Raw genomic sequence first — 20,223 nt, 5'->3', positions numbered from 1 at the left:
ATTCGATCAGGGACGAGGGGCGGCGATCACCGCCCCTCGTTCGTTTCGAACGAATTGCCGATGACCCGCGACCATCGGACGCGTACATTGGGGGGCATGGAAGACCTCCAGCCCGCGCCGGACCCGGCAAGCCTCCTGAGGATCACCGACTCTCTGGCCATCCCGCTGGCCGAGCTCGGCTTCGAGTTCGCGCGTTCCGGCGGACCGGGCGGGCAGAATGTCAACAAGGTCAACTCCAAGGCGACCCTCCGCTGGAAGCCCGCCGAGAGCCCCAGTCTTCCCGGGCCGGTTCGCGAACGCCTCCTCGCTGCCCTGTCCTCACGATTGACCCGGGACGGGGAACTCCTGATCACATCGCAGCTCACTCGCGATCAGTCGAGGAATGTCGAGGACTGCCTCGCGAAACTGCGCGAATTCGTCCTGGCCGCCGCCCGGCCTCCTCGGACCCGGAGACCGAGCCGGCCGACCCTCGGCTCGAAGGTCCGCCGGGTCGAGTCGAAGCTCCGGAGGTCGACCACCAAGCGGCTCCGTCGGAAGCCCGACGTGGAGTGACCGCCCCGATCGTTCCCTCGGAGCTTATCTCAGATGGCCGATTTTTCCCCCTATCAGCAGAAGATCATCAAGCGCTATTACAACAACTACGACGCCATCGCGTCGCAGCGATTGGCCGAACTCGTCGGCGAGATTTATCTCTCCGAAGGGAAGAAGCTCGATCGCCTCTGGGCTCGCGTCGGTGAGACCCTGACCAAGCTGGAATTCCCCGAATCCCGGATCGAACATCTTCTCCAGAAACGAGATCCGGCACTCCTCGCGGGAGTCATGAAGGAGCTGGACGGCAAGGCGGGATGAACCGTCGAGTGGTGATTTTGCGACTCCGAGGGCGCCCCTCCAAGAAGTCACGTAATTCTCGATCGGTCGAGTTGCCCGAGACCGGACGATTACGTACGTTCCGGAGAGAGATGCCTTGAGGGGCCTCGAAGTCAAACCACCGTCGACGGAGTCTCGCGATGACGTTAGCCCAGCGGGTCCGGGACCAGCGATACGCCAAGGGCTGGGGGCCGGACGAGCTGGCCAGCCGGGCCTCGATCTCCCGGACGGCCCTCTATCAGATCGAAAGTGGAAAGACGGAACAGCCGCGAGCGGGGACTCTGCGAAGGATCGCGCAGGCCCTGGAAATCCCGACCGAAGCCCTCCTGGGAGGGGTCAATCTGGGAATCGTCGGCGTCGGCGTCGGAGCTGGCGTGGGCTGGTCTTCCAGCGATTCCGCCCCGCAAGTTCGGCGAGAGGATTTCATCTCTCCCCAACGATTTCGGGTGGATGAGACACCCGGAGTACTCCGAGGTGGAGAGTTGGAACGGAAATTTCAGGAACTCCTGGCTTCGCCCCTCGGGGAAGGGGTGGCCCGGATCGTCGAGGAAAGCTACCGGGTCCTGGCGAAATCGGTCGAAGAGGCTCGTTGGTAATCTGCGTGATTTGGAAAAATCGGGTTGTGGTGTAAAATTCTCTCAAGTTCCCGTCGATTCGGGCCGAAGGCTCGGCCCACCGACCTCATCGAGAGAGATCACCATGCGAATCTTCGGCCGGGTCCTGGTGAAATTAGCCATTGCGGGTTCGGTTACTCTTCCGACGTTGGCCCGGGATGCACGGGCGGGAGACTTCTTCCACAAGCGTCCGCGGGCGATGGTCGAGACCAGCACGACGGCTCGGCCCCAGGATCGGGTCGCGCCCTCGCCGATGCTCGGATCGTTCATGCCTTCGCAGTACGTCACGATCCGGGGCAATGGCACGATTGGCGGAGGCTACTCGGCCCTCGACGCTTACGGTCGCGAGCAATCCCTCTCGGTCTACGGCCCGCTCTCGGCCTTCCGAGAGATTGCCGCCCCGGTCAACACGGTCGTTCGGGGTTATAACGGGCAGCCGGTTTTGGTCCAGGGGACGTCGTTCTCGAACCCGAATCAGCCCACCCTCTCCCCGGTCGTCTATCCCACCCGGGCCAGCAATTATTCGGCTCTCCGCTTCCAGACCACCCCTCCCCAGTGGGACAAGGCGATCATGTGGATCGACCAGAACTGAGGGGTTGCTGCGGTCCGAAGAGGTCGTTCGAGGATCAATCTCCCTCGCTCCTGGTTCAATCTTCATTCCCGAGCTTCTGCCGCAATCGCTCGAATCGAGACCGGAGATCGGCCCCGCCCAACTCGGGGTGGAGGATGGCCGTGGCGTCGATCACTTTCCGGGCGTCCTTGGCCCGGTCGGCCCGGTAGTAGGCCAGGGCCAGGCCATAGCGAGCCTCGAACCAGGGGAGCGACCCGGGGGCGAGTCGGGTGGCCCGGATCCGTTCGGCGTCGATCGCCAGCGCGGGAGCGTCGAGGCGAAGATAAAGGTCGGCCAGGTCTCGGAAGAGATCCTGGTCGTCGCTATTCTTCGGCCCTTCCCAGGCGGTCAACTCTTTCCGGGCCGATCCCGGATTGCCGCAGAAGAGTAGGGCTCGAATGTGAGAGAGCCGGATCCGATCGCGATCGGCGGGCGAGACCTCGTCGAGCTGGTCGAGAATCCCCGAGGTCAGGCCCCGGAGAATCAGGCCGAGTCGTCGTCTGCGGATGTCCGAATCGGCCTCGGACGCCGATCGGTCGAGGATCTGGAGGGCGGACAGGAGATCCCCCGGCGGGCCGGATTTCGCCTCGGCCTGGGCGGCCTTCTCGGCCTCGGCCGACCGACCTGCCTGGGCCATGGCCACCACCCGATAGATCCGGGCGAGGCGATGCTGGTCGGCCCCGGCCGCGGTCCGAAGGGCTCGTTCGCAGATCTCAATCGCTTCGGACGGGTCTCCGTCTCGAGGAGTCAGCTCCAGTCGGGCGAGTTTGAGCAGCAGCGCGCTCGCCTCCGGCCCCTCGGCCGCCTCATCGAGGGAGGTCCGGGTTATCCGACGGGCCTCTTCCATCCGTTTTTTGATTTCCGACTCATCACGGTTGATTCGCTGGTCCTCGACCGCCTCGCGGGCAAGGTCGGAGGCGAGAAGCCGGGCCTCGAGCCAGCGGGTCTGACCGTGTTTGATCGCGGAAAGCAAGCCGACCGCGTCGGCCTGGCGACCCGAGGCCAGCCGGAGTTTTGCGAGCAGCCAACGCGCCTCGCTGGTGGGGGGGGCGTCGGGAAAATCGCGAACCTGACATTCGAGCCCCTCTTGATAAGAAGCCCGAGAGGCCCCCGGCTCGCGAGTGGCCAGCGCCCGGCCTCGCGCGAGAGCCCTCAGCATGCCCGCTTTCGCCCGGAGTTCTTTCGGGGCCTTGGTCGTTTCGAAGACGCGTGTGAGTGCCCGATCCGACTCGGCGAACTTCTCGGCCTCGAACAGGCAGGCCCCTGCCTTGTACCGGAGGGCCGAGGCGTTGTCGGCTCGCCCGATCTCATCGGCGTGATCGGCCCCCTTGGCCGCGAGCCGACCGGCCCTCGCCGGGTTGCCGAGTCGGAGCTGCCCTTCGGCCAGGAGCTCCCACCACTCCGGGGGGGCATCCTTGGCGGGTTCGTCCACCGTTCTGGCCAGTTCCATCAAGCCTCGACGTGCCTCGATGCGGCCCGAACCGGCCATCGGCCCGGCGATCCGGAACGCTTCCGCGTCGATCTCCTTCCGCTCGGGGCCGGGCGGGAGGCCCCAACGACGGCCAAGGACGATCCGGAGCGTCAGGAGTCGCTTGACCTCAGGGTCGACGTCCGAGGCGTCGACCAAAGACCTCGCTTCTGCGAAGATTTCGCGTCCGACCAACGCGGCCACCCTGATCCGGAGGAGTTCGCCGGCTGGAGGGGGAGGCATCAGTTTCTCGGCCTCCTCCAACTCCATCTGTGCCTGGCCATAATGCCCGAGCCGGTTGGCCAGGTCGGCCCGAAGTAGCCGGGCGAAGGATCGGAGGCCGGGCGCGGTGACCGAAGGATCGAGGAGAGTCTGGGCTTCTTGTTCCGAGGCCTGCCGGGTCGGATTTCCTGCGGGTTCGAGCGACGCTCGGTCGGCGATCGCCTGAGCCAGTCGGAAGCGGATGTTCTGGGCCAGCGGATCGTTGGCATCCCCCGTCTTCCCTCCGAGAACTCGAAGTCGCTCGATCGCGTCATCGAGTGCCTGGATGGCCTGGGTGCGAATTTCGGCGTCGGCGGGTGTCAGCTCGGCCTGGTCGACGAGGCTCTTCCCCTCGGCCCACCGATAGACGGAGGCCTGGAACCTGATCAGGGAGGCTGTACCGACGGTCGGGTTTTCCTCCAGGAAGTCGTCGAGGAGGCCCCTCGCTTCGACCCAGAGCTTCCTGCGGGTCGCATCCGATCGCGATCCCTGCGCGTCCTGATCGATCGAAGTCGCCGCTTCGAGCGCCCGTCGGGCTCGTTCCTCGGCGGGTATCGACTGATCGGCCAGGGTCGCCCGGATCTCCGCCCGGTCGGGACCGTCGAAGCCGGGCGTCCCTCGCCCGATCACCATCGAAAACCCGACCGCCAGTAGAAATGGGGCCACCGTGAGTCGTCGCATAACTGGCCCTTCGTGGTGATCCCGGTCGGGCCTCCGAAACGGATGGACGCCCCCTCATTATAGCGCCGGGGGCGACCAACCGGGCCGATCAGACGGCGAGCAGATCTCGGATCGCCTGGCGGTACCGGGCCTCGGTCTCGGGGCTGACGAAAGAGACGGAGGGCTCGTAACCTCCTTCGGCATAGGACTTTTTGAGCGGGATGTACCAGGGGCCTCCGTCGCCGTAGGCCGCCGTGGCCACCGGGCGGTCCGGACGACTGGCCTGGGCCGAGAGCTGGTAATCGACGAAGGTTTCGGCGGGCAGGTGGAGCAACGAGACACCGCCAAGGTCGAGCCTGGAGAGGAGGATCGGTCTTCGAGTCGCCTGGCGGATCAGCCAACCGCAGGTCATGGCCGACCGGTTCCGATCGACGACCTTCGCGTTCGGGTCGGCGACGATCGCCTTGAGTTGGTCGAGATCGAGATCCTCGCGCGCGGCGAAACGGATCGGGGCCGTCGCCCAGTTCACCCGGTCCAGCGGCTCGGAGTGACCCTTCGCGATCCGGTCGGCCTCGACCATCCCTCGGTGGATCCGATCGGCCAGGATCGCCCGCTCGGGGACGGTCCCCGTGTTGTACTTGCCCGCGGTCACGTCGCCCGCCGAGCCGGTGAAATAGATGTGGAGGGCTTCGGGTTCCTCGGCATCGCGGCGGTCCCGTGCAATCCCGACGAAGTCGGATGTAACCCGGCCGTCGCCGTAGTAGCTCATCGGGTGGGTGGTGTAGTAGTAGAGCCGGGCCAGGGCCCGATCATTCTGGAAAAAGCCGACCGACCGGAGAATCGGGTCGACCTGGCCCTCGGGCTCGGCGCGGGCGACCGGGTCCTTGGTCGAACTGGTCCTGGTGAATCGGATCTTCCCGTCTGGCCCGATGACTCGTCGGTTGCAGGCGACCTGCTCGATGTTGGCCTGTCCGGTCTTGACGTGGGTGACGGGCTGGGGGTCCATCAAGGATTCCCGGACGGCGGCCACCGACCGGGCCATCAGGTCGTCGACGAACTTCTCGTCGTAGAGGAGCGTGTCGGACCCGGCCTTCCGGAGCAGGGCGTTCCCGTCCCGGTCGATGAAGGGGGCATTGTGTTGATGGACGCAGTGCAGGGCCACGCGGTCGGGCGTGGTCATGGCGGCCTCGGCCAGGGCCTCGGTCCAGAGTCGGTGCGACTCATTCATCACGCCGGTCCAGTCCAGCGCCGCCAGCACAATCGGCGGACCGGCGTCGGTCAGGACCACTCCCCGGAGCCAGAGGCGGTCGTCGACGGCCTCGACCGGCTTGATCCATCCCCCGCAGAGGGAATGGCCCAGGGGCGGTGTTGCATCGACCCGGAATCGCGAGAGGTGGACCGAAAGCATGAGGAGTGTCCTGTATCAGGCGGGCTCGAGGAGCCGGAAGGCGTCGAGGGTGTTCCGGAGGAGCAGGGCCACGGTCATCGGGCCAACCCCCCCGGGGACGGGTGTGATCCAGGCAGCGACCTCGGCCGCTCCCGTGTAATTAACGTCGCCGCAGAGACTTCCGTCGACTCGACGGTTCATTCCGACGTCGATGACCACCGCACCCGGCTTGATCGCGTCGGCCTTGACGTGTTCGGCCTGACCGATGGCGGCGATCAGGATATCGGCTTGGCGGGTGAAACGCCCCGCATCGCGGGTGGCTGAGTGGCAGACGGTGACGGTGGCGTCGCCCCCCGAACCTTTCTGCAAGAGGAGGAGAGCCATCGACTTGCCAACGATCTGAGATCGGCCGAGGATCACCGCGTGGGCTCCTCGGGTCTCGATCCCCGCCATGATCAGCATCTCACGGATACCCAGGGGCGTACAAGGGACGAAGCGAGGCTGGCCGATCGCCAGAAGTCCCGCGTTTTCGGGGTGGAAGCCGTCGACATCCTTCCGGGGATCGACTCGCTCGATCACCTTTCGGTCGTCAATCTGGGAGGGCAGGGGAAGCTGGATGAGGAGTCCGTGAACGTCGGGATCGGCATTCAAGGCGTCGATGGTGGCGAGAAGCTTGTCTTCGGTCGTGTCGCCCGGGAGTCGGAGGACTTCCCCGCGCATCCCGGCGGCCTTGCAGGCGTTCTGTTTGTTCCGGACGTAAACCTGGCTGGCGGGGCTATCGCCGACCAGGACGACCGTCAGGCCGGGCACTCGCCCGGTCGAGGATCGAAGACTTGCGACCTCGGCGGTCACACTCTCGCGGATCGTTTGGGCCATCGACTTTCCGTCGAGGATTCGGGCAGCCAACGGACAACCTCCAGGAGATCGGGTGGGTCGGGCTCGCCCGTTTGAGGGTTCCCAACTACGATAATGGCGGACGCATCGGGCCGTTTCCAGGCATCGTCCACTCTGGCCTCTCGAAATGAAAGAACTTGATGGAAGTCGATGACGCGACGGAGGGCGGGGTCCTGGTCCCGATCGCCGAGCGGGCCGAGGATTGGGAAGCTCTCGCGGTTCCCGGCGGATCGATGGCCCGGCAGGTCCTCTTCCTGGCGGGGCCGGTACTGGTCGAGCAGTCGCTCCTCTACCTCGTCGGGCTCTCGGACACGATCCTGACCGGGCGGTATCTGGCCGAGGCCCACCTGGCCGCGGTGGCGGTGTCGACCTACCTCTTGTGGTTCCTGGGCAGCGTGATGACGATCGTCTCGGTCGGGGCCACGGCGCTCGTGGCCCGGATGACCGGCGCGAGGGAGCCCGAAGCCGCCCGGAGGGTTTGCCAGCAGGCCATCGGCCTTGCCCTCGGCTTCGGGACGATCACGATGTTCGCCGGGCAGATTGGCGCACCAAGCCTGATCCGAGCCTTGAACCTGGAGGGGGAAGCGGCCGAGGCCGCGACCATGTTCCTCCGGATGATCCTTCTGGCCTCCCCCTTGCTGGCCTGCACGACCGCCGGGGTGGCCTGCCTCCGGGGCGTGGGAGACACCCGGACCGGGATGTGGGTGATGGTCCTGGTCAACGTCGTGAACGTCGCATTGAGCTGGACCCTCGTCCGAGGTCTGGGTCCGATCCCGTCGATGGGATTCCGGGGGATAGCGATCGGGACTGCGTTCAGCGAGGCGGTCGGAGGTCTGGCCGTCCTGGTGATCCTGACCCAGGGTCGATCCGGGCTCCAACTCAACCTGGCCGGGCTCCGGCCGATCTGGCGGGAGTCCTGGCGGATCTTGCGGATCAGCCTGCCGGCCTCCGGCGAGAGCCTGACCAACGTCTTCTGCCAGCTCTGGTTCCTCGGCCTGATCAACAAGCTGGGTTCGACGGCGACCGCCGCCCACGGGGTCGCGATCCGCTGCGAGGCCCTGGCGTTCCTGACGGTGACGGCCTTCTCGATCGCCGCCGGGACTTTGACCGGCCAGTACCTCGGGGCCGGACGCCCCGACCTGGCCAGTCGAGCCGCGAAGACCGCCTGGGGGATGGGCGTGGGTCTCCTGGTCGCCGTGGGAATCCTGCTCTACGTCGAGGCCGGGGCGATGTTCAGCATCTTCCTCGGGGGTAAGCAGCCCGGCGTGGCGGCCGAAGGGGTGCCCGTCCTCCGGATCGTGGCCTTCGCCCTGCCGTTCATGGCGACCTTGAACGTCCTCAACGGTGCCCTCCGGGGGGCCGGCGATACCCGATGGCCCTGGATCATCGTGGTCGTCGGCTACCTGGGAATCCGGATGCCCCTGACCTACTGGATGACCTACCCGGTCGAGTCCGGAGGGCTCGGCCTGGGCCTCCGAGGGGCCTGGCTCGCGATGTTCGCCGACCTGGCGATCCGAGGGATCCTGGTCGCCGCCCGGTTCCTGCAAGGGGGGTGGAAGCTGGCGGAGGTTTGAGCCACAAATGGATTTCTGGCCACCCATCTATTGTGCATGATATAGGGGGTTATCTTGCACAAAACGAGGAGTGTCGATTGACAGCGTGTCGGCGCTGGTCCGACGGCCTCAGCTCTTGGTCGCGGACGTGCACTGTTCGACTAGATGAGCCCACAACCGGCGTAACTTGGTGACGTCATAGTCCGGACCAAGCGAGTGTCGCTTGATAAAGTCGTTAGCAAAGGCCTCCTTATCGACCAACTCTCCTTGATAGCGGCCGAGCTTTTTGTCATAGCTCGTCCACCTGACCGTCGGCGTGGTCACTTGGCCACGCGACAGGTCCAGGTAAAGCTCGATTGCGACAGCCTTCCCGTTAATGTCCTCCGTGTTCGGCCCGGAAGGTCCTAAGGTTGGGAATGATTCGAATTCGGGGAGGGGTGGGAGCAATGCAAGCCGCATGTTGGGCGGAAGGATTAAAGCCTTCACTTTCTGGTAAGCCGCATTACCAGCCGTGTCGTTGTCGAAAACGACCAAGACCTTATTCTGAATCCGAATCCTGGCGAGACCCTGGCAGAAGTTGGTGAGGTTGCCGGTCCCCGTGAACGGATAGTTTTCCGTCATATCAATGAACGAAAAAAAGTCATCTATGTCATCATAAAGTAGGCCGAGCGACTTCTTCAGAATCGTGGAGTCGGACTTGCCTTCCGTCACGATGAGGTGCCGGTCCGCGTCTTCGAGCCCCTCGTAAAGCTCCTCCTCCTCAACCCATCCCCCCTCTACCACGTCGTGGTAATGCCAAACTACTGCCTCACCGAGGTTGTGTTGGTTCTCAGCTAGAAGTCGCAAAACGACGTAGGGGTCAACGACGTAAGGCTCGATGTCCTCAAAAAGCTTGGAGAATTCGAAGTCTTTGAGGATGTCGGCGAGGGTGTGCATTCCGAGGTCATAGCCCTCGTAGAGGTGTGGGAGCCGCACCTTTCCGACTCTTACGGACGCGAGAGCTTTCGCAAATCGATCAAAGGATACGTCGACCTCATCGTACTCATCGGACCTGGCACCGGCGAGTTCCTCGTAGAGTTGCCTGCAGTGCTCTAGATTGTAGCCAAGAAGTTCGAGCCGACGGACCACGCTTGACAGCGGCCGAGAATACACGGAGTCATTCTCTTCCTCCTCGTCATCGCTCAAGTTGACAGTTCGTTGATTGTCTAAAGGCAGGAACAATTTTGAATGATTTACGAAAAGGTCGTTCTTGCCCCAATCAACCTCCATCCGACCAACCGATAGCGTGATAAGTGAACCCATCCCGTCCGTCCTTAAGCTGTTACAAAAACTGCCTGGTCAATGGCATGGACTCTTCGATTCTATCCGGGAGGGTAAGGAAGCCCCACGTGTATGGCAACGAACGAATAGCCCGGCGAAACGGTGTCCGCCGCCTAGAAACACAAAGGTGGCTTATCGGACCTACTGCGATCTCTCCGAACAGCGCAAATCACGAACAGGCGTGATGCTTTTCGGGCTAAATGGGCTTGTGATGTAGAACCATCCCGAGATCCATTGCCGTTCCCGGGATAGGACTTCCAGCAAGAAAATCTAACTGCTATGTGCCGATCCCTCGGATTCAACGCGTAGTGCCTTGATCAAAACCTCAGATCACCATCCCATCCTGGAGGATGGTGAACTTGGGGATCACCACGATCTTGTCGCAGATCACGTAGTGGGGCGAGTCCTCGGAGTCGACCACCTCGGACGCGTTGGTGATCCGGACGTTCTTCCCGATCCGGGCGTTCTTGTCGACGATGGCGTTCTGGATGATCGAGCCCGGCCCGATCCCGATGTTGGGCCGGTTGGCGCGGAGGTTCGCGGCCATCTGCTTCGGGTTCTCGTAGCTGTCGGCCCCCATGATGTACGAATTCCGGATCGTGACGTTCTCGGCGATGTGGGCCCGGACTCCGATCACGGAGTTCTCGATCACCGTGTTCTTGCCGATCACGCAGCCGTCGGAGATCAGGCTGTCGGTCACCGTGGCCCCCGAGAGTCGCGAGCAGGGGAGGTAGCGAGGTCGGGTGTAGATCGGGCTGTCGTCGGCGGAGAAGCTGAATGGGGGATCCTCGCGGGTCAGGTCGATGTTCGCCTTGTGGAAGGCTCCGACGGTCCCGATGTCCTCCCAGTAGCCGTCGAAGAGGTGGGCCTGCACCCGGGTCGAGGCGATCGCCTGGGGGAAGATCTCCTTGCCGAAGTCGACGGCGTTGCCCGAGGCGAGCAGGTCGACCAGGGTCGTCCGATTGAACAGGTAGATCCCCATGCTGGCCAGGTACGGGCGGCCTTCGGCCTCGATCCCCATCCTCGCGAGCCATTCGGGGTCGGTCCAGACCCGGTCGAGCAACTCGCGGGTCTTGGGCTTCTCTTCGAAGTCGATGACTCGCCCGTTCGGCTCGATCCGCATGATCCCGCAGGATTTGGCCTCGGCCTCGGGGACCGGCAGCGCGGCGATCGAGACGGAGGCCTTGTTCTCCAGGTGCGACCGGATCATGTCCTGAAAATCCATCCGGTAGAGCTGGTCGCCGGAGAGGATCAGGACGAGGTCGAAATTGCTCTCGGTGAAATATGGTATGTTCCGACGGACCGCGTCGGCGGTCCCCTGATACCAGGTCTCGTGCTGCATCGTCTGCTGGGCGGCGAGGATCTCGACGAATCCGCCCCCGAAGGGATCGAACGTGTAGGTGTTCGCGATGTGCCGGTGCAAGCTGACCGAATTGAACTGGGTCAGGACGAAGATCCGGTTGAGCCCGGAATGGATGCAGTTCGAGATGGGGATGTCGATCAGGCGATATTTGCCCGCGATCGGGACGGCCGGCTTGCTCCGCGACTTGGTGAGCGGAAAGAGCCGGGTCCCTCGCCCTCCACCCAGGATCAGGCTGATGACTTTAGGCATCGAAACTCTCTCGCCAAGTCGGTAGTTCGTCCCCGAGGAGGATACCGCCGTCCCTGGCTCTTAGGTGGTAGCATACCGAGGCCGAGACCTTGAGAGGTTCCCGGCTCCTCGGCCGGAGGACCCCGGGGCCGGTCCATCCGGCTCCGAGGCGATCCTCCATCGGTCGGTGATTGTCTCGACCGACGAAAGTCGGTCAAGACAACTTCACCAACCCATCGCCATATTCGACTCGATGACCTTGCGGGCCCCTTCGAGATCGGTCCCGGTCTGCTGCATGTAGAGCCGGACCGCGTGGAGCTTGTCGCCCTGGGCCTTGGCCAGGCATTCACGTGCGTTGGCGCAGGGGTCGACCTTGCTGGTCAACCCCAGCAGATTCTTCGAGATAACCCAGGCATCGCGAGGACGGTGACTGATCCGGAGGACTTCCTCCGACGGGTAATTCTCTCGGGCGAAAACGCGAGCCTCGGATTCATCGCCGACGCACGCAATCATGATATGCGACGTCGTCTCCACTTCAAATAGAGGCATGTCCGAACCCCTTTCCTGGAAGTGACCTTCGGGGGGACGCGGAGGGGACGGAATTCAATCCGTCCCTCTAGCCCGATCCTACACCCGCCCTGAGGGCCGGTCAAACCCCCGGTCACGCGATCCTAGGCGAGTGGGGATTCACCGGGCCGGGAGTCCTCGGTCGACGACGCTCTGATCCTCGAACATCTGCGAGAGAATCAGGGAGCCGTTGCTCACCACCCGCTCGCCGGCCTTCAGGCCGCTCCGGACCACGACGATGTCGCTGCCTTCCTGCTCGATCTCGATTTTTCGTCTTTCGAATCGATCGGCGTCCGGGCCCGATTCGCCCTTCTGGACGAACGCGTAAGACTCTCCGTTGAAGACCGCCAACGCCTGGCGGGGGATGACGGTGTCGCCGGGAAGGGGGGGCACCTGGAGGATGGCCCGGACCAGCATCCGCGCCTTCAGATCGCGGCCGATGTTCGAGATCGAGGCTCGGATCCGGAGCGTCTTCGTCTCCAGGTCGACACCTTTGGCGATGCTCTCGACCACAGCCGGGAACTTCTCGTTCGAGTACTGGAGGACGATGTCCCACTTCTGGCCGAGGTGGACCTTATCCTGGTCGCTCTCGAAGACGTTCCCCCAGACCCAGAGTTCGGTCATCGGCGAGATGACCAGCAAGATGTTGGTCGTGTCGTAGAAGTTGCCGGGGACCACATCGCGCTCGACCACGATGCCGTCGATCGGCGAGACGATCGTGATCCGCGAGATGTCCTGGGTGTAGTCGTCGGCCTCAAGAGCCTTCTGCCGGTCGTCGCTCAGCCCTTCCAGGAGCTGATCGATCTGGGGGCCGGTCATCCCGTACGTGGCCAGCTTGTCGCGGGCGACCAGGTAATCGAGCCGACTCTTCTTCTCGTCGTTCTGGGTGTCGGTCCAGAGGATCCGGGTGATCAGGCCATCCCGGGCGAGCGGTTCGCGAGCCACGAGGTTCTTGTGGTCGTGGTCCCACTGGACGAGCTTGGTCCGGCAGTCGTTCTTGGCGGCCGCCAGGTCGGCGCTCTTGAGTTCGAGGAGCGGGTCGCCCTTCTTGACGTGCTGTCCGCTCGAGACGAACACCTTCTCCACCAGGGCACTGTCAAATCGGGGCCGGATCCGGGTCAGGGTGTTCTGGTTGTAGTCGGTCGTGCCGTTCAGTTCGAGGTGAATTGGCTCGGTCTGGGGCAAGACGGGCTCGATTCGAAACCCGATCGCATTTCTCTGGTCGGCGGTGATCCGGACGATCCCGTCCCAGGGGGTGTTGGAGAATGAGGGGAAAGAAACTGCTTCCGCGGGGGGGGGGGGGGATGTCCCAACAATCCGCTCCCTCAGTCCATCCAATGAGGACCGGAGCTTTTGCTTCCCCAATGAGAATGCGAACCCGGCCAGAGTCAGGATCAGGAGCGAGACGAGGATCAGGCCCGGCCGCTTCAGGCCTTTCCTTCGCTTCGGCCGAGGGGCCGCTTTCCCGGAGGGGAGAATGGCCGCGGTCCGTGAAGTATGTTCGTTGATCGGGAGCACGTCGTTTCCGACACTCTCCTCGGTAATCTGCGACTGGCTTGTCATGGCGGTCTTCCTCAAGTCCGGCGAAATCGTTCGGTTTATTACAAGTGATTTGTTTCCATGATGTAAGGTAGACGGACCCCCGGCGGGCGTCGGCCTCTCGACCACACCGATCCGAGGTGTTGGGGCCTCGATCTGCAGGTGATTCGCCTGGGTCGCGGTGTCCGTCGACGAGAGCAGGTTACTAGCAGCGAAGGAGGGGGCTGCGAGGCGCGAGGGGAACCCCCTCGAAAGTCCCCGGTTGTCGATCCAGGAGGGATGAGCGGGCGAAACTCATCAGGGAGAAAGAGCGAACGAAGATCGTCGGGGGGAGAGGGAGGTCGTCTGATACCTCGGTCTCATGAGAGATCGAGATCTCATCAGGACGATCGATCGGCTCTGAATGGTCGAGTTTCCGATGGTTTCCCGGTCGGACCTCGCCGAAGACTCTGGTCGAAAAGTTGCACGAGACGAGACGGGTCGAAGTCCAGGGGATGGACCCAGGCCAGGCCAGGAGGGCGGCTAGGAGATAGGCCAGGTTGGATAATAGGCGGAGTCGAATAAACAATGCGATCACACCCGTCGAGGATCGGGAGGTGCCGCCGGACAGGATCTGCTTTCCTCATCGTACGATTGAATGGCCCGATCCGGCGAGGCCAATCCCGAAATTCGGACGATCGACCGTCCCTTATTGGTTAGGAGGCCCGATTCGATGAACCCGAATTCACCCGATACCCACGACAAAAATCTCGCCGAAGCGTTCGACGGCCAGGCCGCGCTCTTCGAGAGAGCGCCCGTCCAGACCGACCCCGCCGCGTTGGATCGGCTGGTCCGGGCGGCGGCCCTGGCCGATGACTCGCGACTTCTCGACGTCGGCTCGGGGCCGGGGCTCGTCGGCCTCGCCTTCCTGGAGGCCGGTCATCGCGTGACCGGGATCGACCTCTCGGAAGAGATGATTGCCCGGGCCAGGGCCCGCTGCGCCCGGTTCGGCGAACGAGCCCGGTTCGATCGCGGGTCACTCTACGAAATGACCGCCGGAGATCCCTTCGATGCGGCGATCTCGCGGTACGTCCTCCACCATGTCGCCGACCCGTCGGCCTTCCTTCGCCGACAGGTGGAACTGGTCCGGCCAGGTGGCCTGATCATCTTGAGCGACCATACGACCGACCCCGACCCGGACCTGGCCGAGCGTCACAACGCCATCGAGAGGCTTCGCGATCGGACCCACACCCGGAATCTCTCGACGGGAGAGATCGTCGACCTCTTCGGGTTCGCCGGCCTGGTTGAGATCAGCCTCGTCGAAGAACCGTTCACGCTCGATTTCGACGAGTGGTTCGATCGGGGGACGCCGGACGCGAGCAAGTTCGAAGTCCGGTCGCTGCTGGCCGCGTTGCCGCCGATCCGAGGATACTCGCCGGTCATCGATCCTTCGGGCGGGATCACGATCCACTGCTGGAGGGCCATAGTGAGGGGTCGGAAGAGTTCGGACGGTTGATTCTCGATTTGTACGAGTGGTCCGAGGATCCTCGCAATCCTCGAGGTCGCCGTGCGAAGCTCTTTGGAGTAGGGTAAGAGGATCCTCGATGATCGATCCCGGTTATGAGGCCCCAGACCGACGAGAGAATCATGGGCAAATCTTCGAAATCAATTTCCCTGGCCCTCATCGGCTCGGCCTTGGTCCTCGCGTCCTGCTCGCGTGAAGAAGAGGTTGAGCAGGATGGGCAATCCTGGGCTCAGGAATCCTCCACCGAGCCTCGGCGACATGGCGGGGGCGGTCTCCTGATCGTGCCCCGGATCGGTGGGGGTGGCTTCCGATCGGGTGGGGCCGTTGTGCCCGGGGCTTCAGCTCGGGGTGGTTTCGGCTCCTCGGGATCGTTCGGCGTCGGGGCATGAACGTCTCGATTTCCCCTCCTCTCCCGAATCTGGCCCGGGAATGACCCGATGCTGCGAGTCCCGACCGATCCCCGACCCGACTGGCCCCGGATCGTCGAGTCTCAAGGGCTGACCTTCCACTCGATTGACGGGCAGCCTTATTGGGACGAATCCGCCTATTACCTGTTCGAGGCCGGCGAGATCGACTCGATCGAGCAGGCCACGAGTCAGCTGGACGCGATGTGCCTCCAGGCGGTCGAGCACGTGATCTCCCGGAAGCGTCTCGGCGAGTTCGACATCCCCGAGCCGTTCCACCGCTTCGTCGAGGAGAGCTGGGAACGCGACGAGCAGTCGATTTACGGTCGGTTCGACCTGGTTTTCGACGGGACCGGGCCTCCCAGGCTCCTGGAATACAACGCCGACACCCCGACCTCGCTCCTGGAGTCGTCGGTCATCCAGTGGTTTTGGTCCAGGGATCTCCTCGAACCGCTCGGCGACCTCGAGCGCGCGAATTTCGACCAGTTCAACAGCACCCACGAGCGGCTCATCGAGGCCTGGGGCCGGATCGGCCGCGAGCTTGGCCCTCGGGTCACCTTCGGGGCGATCGAATCTTCCGTGGAAGACGTGATGACCATCACGTACCTCCGCGACGTGGCGACCCAGGCAGGGCTAGCGACTCAGCCGATCGACGTCGAAGGGATCGGCTGGGATGATCGGCGACGGGTCTTCACCGACCTCCGAGAGCGGCCGATTGAGATCCTTTTCAAGCTATACCCCTGGGAGTGGATGCTCCGGGAACCGTTCGGGCGGAATCTGCCGAACGCTCCGACTCGCTGGCTGGAGCCGCCCTGGAAGATGATCCTGAGCAACAAGGCGATCCTGGTCGTCCTCTCGGAATTGTTCCCCGAGAGCCCCTACCTGCTCCACGCCGACTTCGCGCCGAAAGGCCCGACCCACGTCTCGAAGCCTTTCTACTCGCGCGAAGGGGCCAACGTCTCGATCGTCGAGGAAGGGGTGACGATTGCTGAGACCGGCGGGGACTATGGCGAAGGCCGCCGGATTTATCAGGAGTTCCGGGAACTTCCGGACTTTGGGGGTGTCTTCCCCGTCATCGGGAGCTGGATGGTCAACGGGAATGCTTGTGGCCTGGGAATCCGGGAAGACGACGGGCCAATCACCCGGAATTCCAGCCGGTTCCTTCCCCACATCTTCCGCAAATCGCCGCACCTCAAGCCGCCGACCATGCAGTCCCGGAAGTCTTCGAGGAGCACGATTGCCGGCTCGACTGGTCGCGATGATCCGCTCTGGGATCCCTGGATCGATCGTTGAACCTGGAAAGAAAATCGCCGCGAAAACCGGGAACGGCTCCCGATTCATCGCGGCGTCTGGATCGTTCGGAGGTGGCCCGCGCCTCAGGCGGCCGAAAGGGCGGGCTGGAGTCGCGCGACGAACCACTGGTATCCGGGCTGGCTTTCCAGTTCCTCGAAGGTGGACGCCTCTTCGAGGAGGACCTTCATCCGTTCGAGTTCGTCGCGGTGGTCCTCACCGTCGTAATCGCCCTCGTCGAGGAGTAGCTCGACGCAGGAGAGCGCCGCATCGCGGGCCATCTCGAAGGTCGGGTAATGGTCATGGCGTTCGGGATCGAACCGCCCTTCGGCGTCGAAGGCCACCGTGTCGACCGAGTCGACGGCGATGTGAACGTATGGCTTGATCTTGGTATTCATGGGTTTATCTCCTCCCGATTCCGGGATCGTGGATCGTTTCACTGAAGCCATTACGATGCTCATCGTCGCTCGGTTCGGCCGCAATCGGCCAATCCGGTCGGAGGCCCCGTCTCAACTCAACAGGAGGTGCAGGATTGCTCTCGGATGCTGGCCGATCCGCAAGTCAGGCGAGCGATCTCGTCCTGCAAATGCTGGAATGTGACCGGCTTGGCCAGGAACCCCGAGTAGCCGCAAGCCAAGCTCGCCCCTTCCAGGTCGTGATCGCCGCTCATCGCGATCGCCGGGAGATCGCTCATCTCCCGGATCTGGCGAATCAAATCGAGGCCGCAGCCGTCCGCTAGATTGATATCGCTGATCAGGAGGTCGAAGGAAGAGTTCTGGACGAAGCAGTATGCCTGATCGAATCGTGAGGCGAGGACGACCGAATGACCGAGCGCACCGAGGAGCTGTCCCAGTAAGTGTCGGATGATGGGCTGGTCTTCAACCAGGAGGATTCTTAAACCGGGTTCGATGGGGCGAATCATCGGCAATCCTCGCGAGAGAGGCCATCCCATCCGAACGAGCTTTCGGCGCGTCGAAGCCTCCCGAAGATGGTCCTCTAGTGAGCAGCTTACGACATGATTGCGGGCGGAGAGCGGATCGTTTCGCGGAGCCGGCGTATGCCCGATACAGAACCGAGGATTGTGAAATCCGCTATTCCGCTCTATGTTAGGAGGATGCACGGCAACCTCATCCAGTCCCTAGCCCGTGCCTAGTGGGAGTGACGGCTTTGACGGCGAGAAATGAAGGTACCCAGGGTCCCGCTCCGGCTCCGACCTATTGCGACTTCTGCGGCCGGACCACCGCCGAAGCCGGCCCGATGGTTGCAGGCAATGCTTTGGTGCAACGAGGGTTGCGACAGGACGACGGCCACATCTGCGCCGATTGCGTCGAGGCGTGCGAGGGACTTTTCCGGCGTCGGGAGAAGAAGGAGCCGCCGACCGGCAAGCTCCCGACGCCTCGCGAGCTAGTGGCCCACCTGGACGAGTACATCGTCGGTCAGGATCGGGTCAAGCGGACGCTGGCCGTTGCCGTGATCAATCACTACAAGCGGGTCTGGGCCTCCTCGCGTCCGATCGAGGACGAGACTCTCAAGGGAGTCGAGGTCGCCAAGAGCAACGTCCTCCTCATCGGACCGACCGGATGCGGCAAGACGGCCCTGGCCCAGACCCTGGCCCGTCGGTTGAACGTCCCGTTCGCCATCGGTGACGCAACCACTATTACTGAAGCTGGTTACGTTGGAGAGGATGTCGAGAATCTGATCCTCAAATTGGTCCGCGAGGCCGACTTTGACGTCTCGCTGGCCGAGCGTGGGATTATTTACATTGATGAAATCGACAAGATCGGCAAGACCAGCCAGAATGTCTCGATCACCCGCGATGTCTCCGGCGAAGGGGTCCAGCAGGCGCTCCTGAAGCTCCTGGAAGGGACCGTCGCCAACGTCCCGCCCCAGGGGGGCCGGAAGCATCCGGAACAGGAATATCTCCAGGTCGACACCAGCCAGATCCTCTTCATCTGCGGCGGGACCTTCGTGGGCCTGGAAGAGATCATCGGTAAGCGGTTGGGTCGCAAGATGATCGGCTTCGGCCGGGGCGAGCAGTCGTCCGACAAGGAGTTGGAACGCAACGAACTGGTGGCCCAGGTCACCCCCGAGGACCTCGAACGATTCGGGATGATCCCCGAACTGGTCGGGCGACTGCCGATCATCAGCACGCTGGATCAACTCTCGATCGACGATCTTTCCAAGATCCTGACCGAGCCCAAGGATGCCCTGCTGAAACAATATCAGGTGCTCTTCCACCACGACGATGCCCGGCTTACCTTCACCGATCCGGCCGTCCGCGAGATTGCACGCCTGGCCAAAGCTCGGGGGACCGGGGCTCGGGCCCTCCGGTCGATCATGGAAGGTCTCATGCTCGACATCATGTACGAGCTTCCCGACCGCGAACCGGGCCAGACCTATGAGTTGACCGATGGCGTCGTTCGTGGTGAGGATTCGCTCTTCAACCACGCCGCAGCCTGAAACGAGAAGATCGGGAAATGCGTCGGGCGTCGCGAACCGAATCCTGGTTCGCGACGCCCGATTTTTCCCCGGCCAGCTTCAACCCAATCGATCAGGGATTGGCGGCGGTCTTCTTGTCCTTGGCCTTTTCCAGATACTCGGGAATCATCTTCTCCAGCATCCCGCGAGCCTGGGTCGAGGCGAGATTGCCTTCGGCGTCGACCAGGAAGACGCACGGAATCCCGTTGATCCCCCAGCTCATCGAGAATTCGCTCTCCCAGCCCTTACCCTGGTAGTACTGGGGCCATTCGATCTGATTCTTCGCAACGTACTCCTTGAGCTTGTCGAGACCGCCTTCTTCCTTTGGCGCATCGAGGCTGACGCCGATGAACTCGACGCCCTTGTCCTTGTACTCGGCGTAAAGTTTCTTCATGTTGGGCATCTCGGCGATGCAGGGGCCGCACCAGGTGGCCCAGAAGTCGATCACCACGACCTTGCCCTTGAGGCCGGCCATCGTGATTTGCGTGCCCTTGATCGCTTCGGTGAATTCCAGCTCGAACGGCTTGCCCACGGCCTCACGCTGCTTGCGCTCGCCGGCCAGGCTCTTGACCGCCGGGCTATCGGGATAGTCGCGTTCCATCCGCTTGTAGAGCTCGTCGCGCTTGGCCTCGTCCGTCACCCGGTTGGCGAGGGTAGACAGGATCATCGCGCCTCGCTGATCCTTGGGGAACTGCTTGGCGAAGTCCTCGAAGACCGGGATCAGGTCTTCGGCCTTGCCGTCGCGGCCCGCCTTCTGGAAGGCCAGAGCGACCTTGATGAATCCCGCCTCGTTCCGGAGCTTCTCGCTCTTGCTGTTGGCGAGGACAGCCTCGATCTCGGCCTTGGTTTCTTCCAGGACGTCGGCCGGGGCCGTTCGGGCTCCCCAACGCTCGACCATCAGGGTGGTCAACTCGGGGTTGTCGGGGTGGGCCTTGTAGAGCTCGCCGATCAGTACGGCCCGCTTCTCCATGGCCTTCTGCCGCTCGGTGAGGAAGGTCCTCCGAGCGTTCGGATCATTCCGATCGGTCGGGAGCTTCGGCATTTCAACGGCTTTGATTTCTTCGAGAATCTTGTCGGCCGGGCGATCCTCGGCCATCGCCGGGAAGGCCGTCAGGAACGAGCCGCCCAGGACGATCATCGTCCCGAGCTTCAAAGAAAACCTGGACATGGAGGGTCCTCCGAAAGTTGAGAATCCGAATCCGCCTCGACCGAGGGA

The 20,223-nt window shown here is 63.2% G+C and carries 18 protein-coding genes; 8 read left to right on the top strand and 10 right to left on the bottom strand.

Translation table 11 applies throughout. The features are described 5' to 3' along the window. Window positions 1-60 precede the first annotated feature (60 nt). The 4 genes from arfB to P12x_RS09600 all read left to right on the top strand — a co-directional run bounded on the left by arfB (window position 61) and on the right by P12x_RS09600 (window position 2,073). Window positions 61-552, top strand: a complete 492-nt coding sequence (gene arfB, locus P12x_RS09615) for an alternative ribosome rescue aminoacyl-tRNA hydrolase ArfB (protein ID WP_435010644.1) — start codon at window positions 61-63, stop codon at window positions 550-552. 33 nt (window positions 553-585) lie between these two features. Then, window positions 586-849, top strand: coding sequence for a hypothetical protein (locus P12x_RS09610; RefSeq protein WP_435010643.1), 264 nt, complete (start codon window positions 586-588; stop codon window positions 847-849). A gap of 158 nt (window positions 850-1,007) precedes the next feature. Then, entirely contained in the window at window positions 1,008-1,463 is a 456-nt protein-coding gene (locus P12x_RS09605; RefSeq protein WP_435010642.1) for a helix-turn-helix domain-containing protein, read from the top strand. A 103-nt stretch (window positions 1,464-1,566) separates the two neighbouring features. Continuing rightward, window positions 1,567-2,073, top strand: a complete 507-nt coding sequence (locus tag P12x_RS09600) for a hypothetical protein (RefSeq protein ID WP_435010641.1) — start codon at window positions 1,567-1,569, stop codon at window positions 2,071-2,073. Between the two features lie 55 nt (window positions 2,074-2,128). On the opposite strand, the gene P12x_RS09595 is transcribed toward P12x_RS09600, so the two are convergent. The 3 genes from P12x_RS09595 to folD form a co-directional block, all read right to left on the bottom strand. Beyond that, window positions 2,129-4,501 (bottom strand): hypothetical protein, encoded by a 2,373-nt coding sequence (locus tag P12x_RS09595; protein WP_435010640.1) that lies wholly within the window; start codon window positions 4,499-4,501, stop codon window positions 2,129-2,131. A gap of 88 nt (window positions 4,502-4,589) precedes the next feature. Continuing rightward, on the bottom strand, window positions 4,590-5,888 hold the full coding sequence (locus P12x_RS09590) for a hypothetical protein (RefSeq protein WP_435010639.1): 1,299 nt from the start codon (window positions 5,886-5,888) through the stop codon (window positions 4,590-4,592). 15 nt (window positions 5,889-5,903) lie between these two features. Continuing rightward, the gene (folD, locus tag P12x_RS09585) at window positions 5,904-6,773 is read right to left on the bottom strand and encodes a bifunctional methylenetetrahydrofolate dehydrogenase/methenyltetrahydrofolate cyclohydrolase FolD (RefSeq protein ID WP_435010638.1); all 870 of its coding nucleotides are present in this window, start codon (window positions 6,771-6,773) and stop codon (window positions 5,904-5,906) included. A gap of 128 nt (window positions 6,774-6,901) precedes the next feature. Between folD and P12x_RS09580 the strand changes: the two genes are divergently transcribed. Further along, entirely contained in the window at window positions 6,902-8,335 is a 1,434-nt protein-coding gene (locus P12x_RS09580) for an MATE family efflux transporter (protein ID WP_435010637.1), read from the top strand. Window positions 8,336-8,443: 108 nt separating this feature from the next. On the opposite strand, the gene P12x_RS09575 is transcribed toward P12x_RS09580, so the two are convergent. The 4 genes from P12x_RS09575 to P12x_RS09560 form a co-directional block, all read right to left on the bottom strand. Beyond that, entirely contained in the window at window positions 8,444-9,616 is a 1,173-nt protein-coding gene (locus P12x_RS09575) for a HEPN/Toprim-associated domain-containing protein (RefSeq protein ID WP_435010636.1), read from the bottom strand. Between the two features lie 343 nt (window positions 9,617-9,959). Then, window positions 9,960-11,246: a glucose-1-phosphate adenylyltransferase gene (locus tag P12x_RS09570; RefSeq protein ID WP_435010635.1), complete on the bottom strand. Its 1,287-nt coding sequence runs from the start codon at window positions 11,244-11,246 to the stop codon at window positions 9,960-9,962. Window positions 11,247-11,450: 204 nt separating this feature from the next. Then, entirely contained in the window at window positions 11,451-11,774 is a 324-nt protein-coding gene (locus tag P12x_RS09565) for a DUF6793 family protein (protein ID WP_435010634.1), read from the bottom strand. Window positions 11,775-11,912: 138 nt separating this feature from the next. Further along, complete coding sequence (locus P12x_RS09560) at window positions 11,913-13,355, bottom strand: efflux RND transporter periplasmic adaptor subunit (RefSeq protein ID WP_435010633.1); 1,443 nt, start codon at window positions 13,353-13,355, stop codon at window positions 11,913-11,915. 688 nt (window positions 13,356-14,043) lie between these two features. On the opposite strand from P12x_RS09560, the gene P12x_RS09555 reads away from it, so the two are divergent. Next, window positions 14,044-14,826, top strand: coding sequence for a class I SAM-dependent methyltransferase (locus tag P12x_RS09555; protein WP_435010632.1), 783 nt, complete (start codon window positions 14,044-14,046; stop codon window positions 14,824-14,826). Window positions 14,827-15,272: 446 nt separating this feature from the next. After that, window positions 15,273-16,532, top strand: coding sequence for a glutathionylspermidine synthase family protein (locus P12x_RS09550; RefSeq protein ID WP_435010631.1), 1,260 nt, complete (start codon window positions 15,273-15,275; stop codon window positions 16,530-16,532). Between the two features lie 83 nt (window positions 16,533-16,615). Here P12x_RS09550 and P12x_RS09545 read toward each other — a convergent pair whose 3' ends face one another. Further along, on the bottom strand, window positions 16,616-16,927 hold the full coding sequence (locus P12x_RS09545) for a hypothetical protein (protein ID WP_435010630.1): 312 nt from the start codon (window positions 16,925-16,927) through the stop codon (window positions 16,616-16,618). Between the two features lie 116 nt (window positions 16,928-17,043). After that, on the bottom strand, window positions 17,044-17,451 hold the full coding sequence (locus P12x_RS09540) for a response regulator (RefSeq protein ID WP_435010629.1): 408 nt from the start codon (window positions 17,449-17,451) through the stop codon (window positions 17,044-17,046). 230 nt (window positions 17,452-17,681) lie between these two features. Between P12x_RS09540 and clpX the strand changes: the two genes are divergently transcribed. Then, window positions 17,682-18,989, top strand: a complete 1,308-nt coding sequence (clpX, locus tag P12x_RS09535; RefSeq protein ID WP_435010628.1) for an ATP-dependent Clp protease ATP-binding subunit ClpX — start codon at window positions 17,682-17,684, stop codon at window positions 18,987-18,989. Window positions 18,990-19,080: 91 nt separating this feature from the next. On the opposite strand, the gene P12x_RS09530 is transcribed toward clpX, so the two are convergent. Further along, window positions 19,081-20,175, bottom strand: coding sequence for a TlpA disulfide reductase family protein (locus tag P12x_RS09530; RefSeq protein ID WP_435010627.1), 1,095 nt, complete (start codon window positions 20,173-20,175; stop codon window positions 19,081-19,083). Window positions 20,176-20,223 lie beyond the last annotated feature (48 nt).

This window comes from Tundrisphaera lichenicola (assembly GCF_051175385.1).
GTDB classification, from domain to species: Bacteria; Planctomycetota; Planctomycetia; order Isosphaerales; family Isosphaeraceae; genus Tundrisphaera; species Tundrisphaera lichenicola.
The sequence above is the reverse complement of the archived record's forward strand: the minus strand, read 5'-3'. Positions and strand labels throughout refer to the sequence as shown.

Bases quoted from the DNA above. Each gene is read 5' to 3' on its own strand.
- P12x_RS09575 (WP_435010636.1), bottom strand. From the start codon at position 9,616: ATGGGTTCACTTATCACGCTATCGGTTGGTCGGATGGAGGTTGATTGG.
- P12x_RS09605 (WP_435010642.1), top strand. From the start codon at position 1,008: ATGACGTTAGCCCAGCGGGTCCGGGACCAGCGATACGCCAAGGGCTGG.
- arfB (WP_435010644.1), top strand. From the start codon at position 61: ATGACCCGCGACCATCGGACGCGTACATTGGGGGGCATGGAAGACCTC.
- P12x_RS09555 (WP_435010632.1), top strand. From the start codon at position 14,044: ATGAACCCGAATTCACCCGATACCCACGACAAAAATCTCGCCGAAGCG.
- P12x_RS09565 (WP_435010634.1), bottom strand. From the start codon at position 11,774: ATGCCTCTATTTGAAGTGGAGACGACGTCGCATATCATGATTGCGTGC.
- P12x_RS09530 (WP_435010627.1), bottom strand. From the start codon at position 20,175: ATGTCCAGGTTTTCTTTGAAGCTCGGGACGATGATCGTCCTGGGCGGC.
- P12x_RS09590 (WP_435010639.1), bottom strand. From the start codon at position 5,888: ATGCTTTCGGTCCACCTCTCGCGATTCCGGGTCGATGCAACACCGCCC.
- P12x_RS09550 (WP_435010631.1), top strand. From the start codon at position 15,273: ATGCTGCGAGTCCCGACCGATCCCCGACCCGACTGGCCCCGGATCGTC.
- P12x_RS09560 (WP_435010633.1), bottom strand. From the start codon at position 13,355: ATGACAAGCCAGTCGCAGATTACCGAGGAGAGTGTCGGAAACGACGTG.
- P12x_RS09570 (WP_435010635.1), bottom strand. From the start codon at position 11,246: ATGCCTAAAGTCATCAGCCTGATCCTGGGTGGAGGGCGAGGGACCCGG.
- P12x_RS09580 (WP_435010637.1), top strand. From the start codon at position 6,902: ATGGAAGTCGATGACGCGACGGAGGGCGGGGTCCTGGTCCCGATCGCC.
- P12x_RS09600 (WP_435010641.1), top strand. From the start codon at position 1,567: ATGCGAATCTTCGGCCGGGTCCTGGTGAAATTAGCCATTGCGGGTTCG.
- P12x_RS09610 (WP_435010643.1), top strand. From the start codon at position 586: ATGGCCGATTTTTCCCCCTATCAGCAGAAGATCATCAAGCGCTATTAC.
- P12x_RS09595 (WP_435010640.1), bottom strand. From the start codon at position 4,501: ATGCGACGACTCACGGTGGCCCCATTTCTACTGGCGGTCGGGTTTTCG.
- P12x_RS09540 (WP_435010629.1), bottom strand. From the start codon at position 17,451: ATGATTCGCCCCATCGAACCCGGTTTAAGAATCCTCCTGGTTGAAGAC.
- P12x_RS09545 (WP_435010630.1), bottom strand. From the start codon at position 16,927: ATGAATACCAAGATCAAGCCATACGTTCACATCGCCGTCGACTCGGTC.